Origin of the sequence: Campylobacter sp. RM12647, assembly GCF_020138135.1 — a bacterium.
In the GTDB taxonomy this organism is placed as follows: domain Bacteria; phylum Campylobacterota; class Campylobacteria; order Campylobacterales; family Campylobacteraceae; genus Campylobacter_E.
The window spans coordinates 47,831-54,379 of record NZ_JACGAS010000012.1; the positions used below are offsets into that span (position 1 = coordinate 47,831).

Consider the following 6,549-nt stretch of genomic DNA (forward strand, 5'->3'; position numbering starts at 1 on the left):
TATGAAAAAATTATGGGGCGGTAGATTTAGCCAAGCTACGGATAAATTAGTAGAAAATTACACAGCGACTTTGCCACTTGAAAACAGACTTGCTTTAATAGATATAAAAGGAAGCATAGCACACGCAAAAATGCTCGAGCGTCAAAAAATCATAAACTTTCAAGAATTAGCAGAGATTTTAAAAGGCTTAGAAATTATTCAAAACGAATTTATAGAAAATAAATTTGAGTTTAATATAAGCGATGAAGATATTCATATGGCTATTGAAAAAAGACTTAGTATTTTAATAGGTGCAAGTGCTGGCAAACTTCACACTGCAAGAAGTAGAAACGACCAAACCGCACTAGATGGAATATTACAAATGAAAGAATTTGTATTAGGAATTAAAGCTAATTTAAAAGAATTGATGCAAGAGATTTTAAACCAAGCTAAGACAAATTTAGACTTAATTATGCCAGGCTTTACTCATCTTCAAACCGCTCAACCGATTTTATATTCGCATTGGATAATGGCGTATTTTTGGATGTTTAAAAGAGATTATGATAGATTTTTAAATCTATACAATTCATTAAACGAATGCCCACTAGGCTCGGCTGCACTTGCTGGGACTACTTTTAATATAGATAGATTTTTTAGCGCAAATGAACTTGGCTTTGCAAAGCCAAGTGAAAATAGTATTGATAGTGTTAGCAATAGAGATTATATGCTTGAGTTTTGTAGTGTTAGTGCAATTTGTTTTAGCCATCTTTCACGCCTTTGTGAAGAGCTAATTATTTTTAATTCAAATGATTATAAATTCATTGAGTTAAGTGATGATTTTTGCACGGGTTCAAGCATAATGCCACAGAAAAAAAACCCCGATGTATGCGAAAAAATGCGTGGCAAAACAGGTAGAATTTATGGCAATCTAATCTCAATGCTAACTATTATGAAAGGTTTGCCACTAGCTTATAATACCGATATGAGCGAAGATAAAGCAAGTGTTTATGATACGCAAGATACCATAAAAGATAGTCTAATAATAATTACAAAACTAATTGCAAAAATGAAACCAATTAAAGAAAATATGCTAAGAGCAGCTGCTAATGGATATTCAAATGCTACTGATTTGGCTGATTATTTAGCTAAAAAAGGTGTGCCATTTAGAAAAGCTCACGAAATTACGGGAAAATTAGTAAGCTATGCAATCTCAAAAAAACTTAAATTAGATGAATTAAGCTTAGATGAATTAAGGCTTGAGTGTGATTTAATTGAAGATGATATTTATAAAGCAATTGATTTAAAAACTTGCGTTGATTTAAGAAATTCTTATGGTGGGACATCAGAAAACGCAGTAAAAACCCAACTCCTAAACGCTCAAAAAACATTAGAAAATCTAGGAATTTAATTTGAAACTATGTTTAAAGATAGTAAAAGCTATCTTTAAACTTGCAATTTATTATCTTAATAATCAAGCTTTTTATTTATATCTAATCATATTTTAAATTCATAAAATCTAGATTATAACAAATCACAATGCAACTAAAATATCAACCTAAAGGAGCAAAAAGAATTTGTAATTTTATCTTAGTATTAAAGTAATCTAAGTTATATTCTAGTGTTTTATACCCTAAACTACCATCAAAAAGTGGATATATAAGCCAAACTTCACTAACTTTAAAAGCTATTGCATAGGCAAATAATTGATATAAATCAGCTTGGCTAATATTACTTAACTTATTTATGATTTTATACTTTGTATCAGCGATGATTGTTTTATCTTTAAGCTCAATTAAAATATCAGGTCGCATTAAACAACGCTCATTTTGACCATCTTTTATTAAGTGTTTTTTTAATAATTGAGTGCTTATTTTTATATTTGGATTGTGTTTTTTAAGCATAAAAGCTACATAATCTTCAAAAAGTCTATTCATATCAAAAAGCAAAGCATAAGCGTTATTATCCCCCGCAAATGGTGTAAAACTAAAACCATTTAAAAATAACTTACACCATAAAAGTATGTTTTCATAATAACTATAATGCTTATTTTTTACACTAAATTCACATTTTTTAATATCAATTAAACTAATATCATCAAAAGTCTTTAAATATTTTAAAATCTTTTTATTTTGACTTAGTTTTTTTAAATGAAATAATGTAGTTTTTATAGTTTGATTTATCACATTGTCTATGATATATTCATCATTTTCGGTAAAAAATCGCTCTTTATGAATTAAGTTATGTTTTAAATTCTCATTAAAAAGCAATTTGCCTTTTAAAGTTGTTCTATTTTCAGCTATTTTTATATAATCACTCATAAGCCCTTTATTTAAAAGCACGAAAAGTTCTTCTAAAAACATTTCAACAAAGACTTCAAAAAGTGGTATTTTTTCATCTTTTAGCGTTGCTTTAAGCGATTTTTTAAACGGACTTTTTTGTAAAGTTCTTAAAAGTTCTAAAAGTAGCTGCTTGGGATTTAACTCTCTTTCTTTACAATCCTTAAACATCTCATCTTTTAGCTCATAAGCCTTGCTTAAATCTATTCTTGGCATTATCTCATTACTTGGTTTTGAAACCTTAGGATAAATTTCTAAAACCCCACTTTTTGTCTTTATAAGCCCTACATAATTTCTTGCTTTTAGCTTATTTTTGCCGACTATTTTTAAAAACTTTGGGTTATTTTCAGCAAAGCTCATAAGCTCATTTAAAAACTCGTCGTTATCAAGTGAGCTTATTATTTCGTGTTCGTGGGCTATTTCAATCTTCATATATTTTCTTAAAATCCGTTTCATTAAAATCATCGCTTAAATAAAACTTATCGGTATTTAAAATATTTTTAGTTTTTATCATACCATTATCATTAAGCACCGATTTTATCTGCGAATAATCATTATAAAAATACTCTTCTAAAAGTGGTAAAATCTTATTTCTAAACACGACTTTAAGCTCATCAATGCTGTTTATATCCATAAAATACGAATGTCCGATAAGCTTTTCATCTCCTATTAAACATTCAATTCTTTCATTCATTTTATTTAATAATTCTTGAAGATTTATCCCATCGCAATTAGAATTTAAAAGAAAACTATTAGGCATAATCTTTTTAAACTCAAACCTACGCCTTAATGCCGTATCAAGGGTAGTGATACTCTTATCAGCTGTATTCATAGTGCCTATTATATAAACATTATTTGGCACACCAAAACTCTCTTTACTATATGGCAACACTACTTCTAGCTCTTCAGCATTTCCTAGTCTTTTACTAGGCTCAATAAGTGTGATAAGCTCTCCAAAAATCTTACTAATATTCCCACGATTTATCTCATCAATAATGATTATATAAGGCTTTAAATCTTCTTTTTGATTTTTATAATTATCTTTTTTCTCAAACTCAAAAAGTTTTTTATAAAGCATAAAATAATACCCCGCATTACCATGATTAATACTCTTGCTTTCAAACTTTGGCTTTATATCTTTATAGCTTTTTATATTTCCTATTTTAAATTCTTCGTAATCACGTTTAATTATATCCATAACTAATCTTTGATCACTTTGTATAGTGCCACCAAGTTTAAAAGAACGGCACTTGCCGTCTTTATCATAATAAACGCTATGAATATTTACACCCTTTTCTAACTCAAATTCCTTATTTTGGTCTAAAAACTCACTTTTTACATACTCAGCAAAATAATTGATAAGCTTATCAAAATCTAGCTCATTTGGAGTAGAGTAATTTATATAATTTTGCTTAGCTTTATTACATAAAGCCTTAAAAACACCATCATCTATCATATACTTTAGCTCTTCGTTGTCAAAATCAGGTCTAATTCCTTCTACAAATTCTTCATATCCATAGCTTTGATGAAAAGTGATAAATACGATTTGTCCGTTTTCTACATACTCCTTAAACTTTTTTTGCATTACTTGTCTTGTGTTAATTTCGTTTGTTTGAGTTGAAAAATCTTCGCCCAAAATCTCTAAAGCTATATTTATAGTATCATAAGTCTTACCAACCCCTGGTGCTCCATATAAAATCTGATTTAACGGATATTTTTTCATAGGTATTTTACTCCTTTATTTTTTCATATAATATTTAAAAAACTTCATAATATATTAACTAGATAAAGTATAACAAATTTAACAATATCACTTACAAAAATTATGCAATATCTTAAATCTAAATCAAAATTAAAAAGTAGAAAATGATAAATATTTTTAATAAGGTAGTAATTTAAAACAATCATAAATATTTTTTATGCTAGTTTTTTGATTTTATTTGATTTTTATAAAAAAGGTGCTAAGGATAGCACCTTTTTTGTTATTACAAATAATCTTTAAAACTATTGTAATAATTTAGTCGTTTTTTTAAGATAGCTAATGCTATCTTAAAAACTCCTATTATTATTTTAATAATTTAGTAGTTTTTAAGGCGATAAGCACCTTAAAAACTCCATTCATTAACGCAATAATCTTTAATGCGTTTTTAAAGATAGCCGAAGCTATCTTTAAAACTATTGTAATAATCTCATTACGTTTTGTTGAACAGCGTTAGCTTGGCTCATTGCATATACACCTGATTGAGCTAGGATTTGGTGTTTACTAAATGTAGCACTCTCAGATGCAAAGTCAACATCTCTAATATTACTTTCAGCTGATTTAACATTTACTTGAGTAACTGAAATATTATTAACAGTTGAAACAAGTTGATTTTGGACAGAACCAAGGTCACTTCTAATTGCTTCAAGAGCTTTTTGAGCTGTTTCAGCAATATTCATCATAGCTTGTGCACCTTTTAGTGTCATTACGCCTGCTGCGTAGCCGTTAACATTATCTCCTGTATCAGTTGCTTGCCACTCTTCGTTGTTAAAGCCCATTGCATCAGCTGTATCTACATCTATCTTAGCATTTGTTTCTCTTAATGAAACAGTTTTTTCGCTAACATTCTTATCAAATCCGATTGCTGAGTTTGTAGTAAAGCCATTAGCATCTTTAATCTCTACTTGAATATCTCTACCATTATTTGCAACAAGGCTTAATCTTCCCATGTTTGTGCTGTTTTCAGTATTTAAGCCGATAATTGAAGTAAGACCTGCTTTATCAGGCTCATTCATACCAGCTTTAACACCTGCAAAGAATTGCTTAAATGAGTGAGCTATCATACCCTGTTTAGCTTCATCGGTATCCATAGTTTTACCATTTGCCGCATCAATTAATTTATCTAATTTTTGCTCAATTTTATCAATTGTCGCATTTGCACCTGATTTTGTTGTTTGAGCTCTTAAATCCTTAAATAAATCTGTAATTTCTTTACCCAAACCTGCTGCTGGACCTGTTGCAGGTTGATTATTTGTTAGATTTAATGCACCGATTTTTTCTGCCGCTAAAGTAGCAAAATCTACTTCTTTAGCACCTATTGGAGCAGATGCGGTTTCAAATGCCCCCATAGCATCACCAAGAGTTTTTAAATCTGTCACAGCTGCTGCTGTTTTAGCAGTTGTTGCGGCTTGTACCATAGTATCTAACTCACCATCTAAAGTAGCCACATCGCCTGTTTGATTATATGCTGCTAGTTCTCCCCTAGCTTTAATTCCAGCATCCTCTACTGTAGTAGCATATGCCTTAGTTGCTGCAGCTATAACATCTGTAAAGGCAGTTTTGAAAGTACCTGCATTAGCAGCTGCTGAATGGGCTGTATTAAAAGTATCTATAGCTGTTGCTATTTCGCTAAAGCTTTTTGAATTATTTATTAAATCTTTTAATTTTTCAGCTGCTGCATCACCTTGAGCCTTAGCAACTTGTCCAGCGGCGTCATTAGCAGCTGCTGCAACACCAATATAACCATCCATTGCCTTTAAAGCCTCTGATTTAAACTTATCTAAAGCTGCTTGCTCTTTTTCGTGGAAAGTGTTATAAGCATTACTTGCTGCTGTAGCTTGTTTAGTCTTAGTTAAAGCATCATTATAAATAGCCGCATCTTGCACTCCGTGAGCGTTTTTAACATCTCCGAAGCTATTTTCTTTAATTAAAATAGAACCTGCAGTTCCTGCTGCTGTAGTCCAAGTAGCATCATTACCTAAATCTACTCCTAATTTAGCATTAGGTCTTCCTGCTGCTCCTTGAGTTACTAAATCATGAATATCATTAGCGCCTGTTGGAACTTTAACGTTATCTTCTATTTTAATCCCTCTACCATCTCTATTTGCAAGTACTAATCTACCCTTAGCATCTACAGAAGCCTCAACCCCTGTTTGATCTTTTACAGCATTAATAGCTGCTCTAAGTGCTCCGTTTCCGTCTTTTTCTTGAACATTTACTGTTCCAATCTTAACGCCATTAATACTAAAATTACTTGTAGTCTCACCTGCTTTAATAGGCTGCTCGAATGTAGAAATCGCTGTTACACTAGCCTTAATTCCTGTCTTATCGCTTGCTTTATTGATAGCTTCAGCTAAAGCTCCTAGACCTGTAGTAGCACTGATATCACCTTTTTCATTTGTAAGTTTTACAGGTTCTAAAGTTACATCATTAATCCCATCAACGTTTTTAAAAGTAACTGTAGCTGTTCCTGTT

The 6,549-nt window shown here is 30.7% G+C and carries 3 protein-coding genes and 1 pseudogene; 1 reads left to right on the forward strand and 3 read right to left on the reverse strand.

The window, feature by feature from the left end; translation table 11 throughout:
- Position 1: 1 nt before the first annotated feature.
- Entirely contained in the window at positions 2-1,387 is a 1,386-nt protein-coding gene (gene argH / locus AVBRAN12647_RS05870; protein ID WP_336614833.1) for an argininosuccinate lyase, read from the forward strand.
- A 142-nt stretch (positions 1,388-1,529) separates the two neighbouring features.
- Here argH and AVBRAN12647_RS05875 read toward each other — a convergent pair whose 3' ends face one another.
- The 3 genes and pseudogenes from AVBRAN12647_RS05875 to AVBRAN12647_RS05885 all read right to left on the reverse strand — a co-directional run bounded on the left by AVBRAN12647_RS05875 (position 1,530) and on the right by AVBRAN12647_RS05885 (position 6,509).
- Positions 1,530-2,747: an McrC family protein gene (locus AVBRAN12647_RS05875; protein ID WP_336614834.1), complete on the reverse strand. Its 1,218-nt coding sequence runs from the start codon at positions 2,745-2,747 to the stop codon at positions 1,530-1,532.
- Positions 2,737-4,038: pseudogene (locus AVBRAN12647_RS05880) on the reverse strand (McrB family protein); the annotation flags it as partial. The gene AVBRAN12647_RS05875 and the pseudogene AVBRAN12647_RS05880, both read right to left, overlap by 11 nt.
- A gap of 452 nt (positions 4,039-4,490) precedes the next feature.
- Positions 4,491-6,509: a flagellin gene (locus AVBRAN12647_RS05885; RefSeq protein WP_442862276.1), complete on the reverse strand. Its 2,019-nt coding sequence runs from the start codon at positions 6,507-6,509 to the stop codon at positions 4,491-4,493.
- Between the last annotated feature and the right edge of the window lie 40 nt (positions 6,510-6,549).

Coding starts and splice junctions, on each gene's coding strand:
- argH (WP_336614833.1), top strand. CDS start 2: ATGAAAAAATTATGGGGCGGTAGATTTAGCCAAGCTACGGATAAATTA.
- AVBRAN12647_RS05875 (WP_336614834.1), bottom strand. CDS start 2,747: ATGAAGATTGAAATAGCCCACGAACACGAAATAATAAGCTCACTTGAT.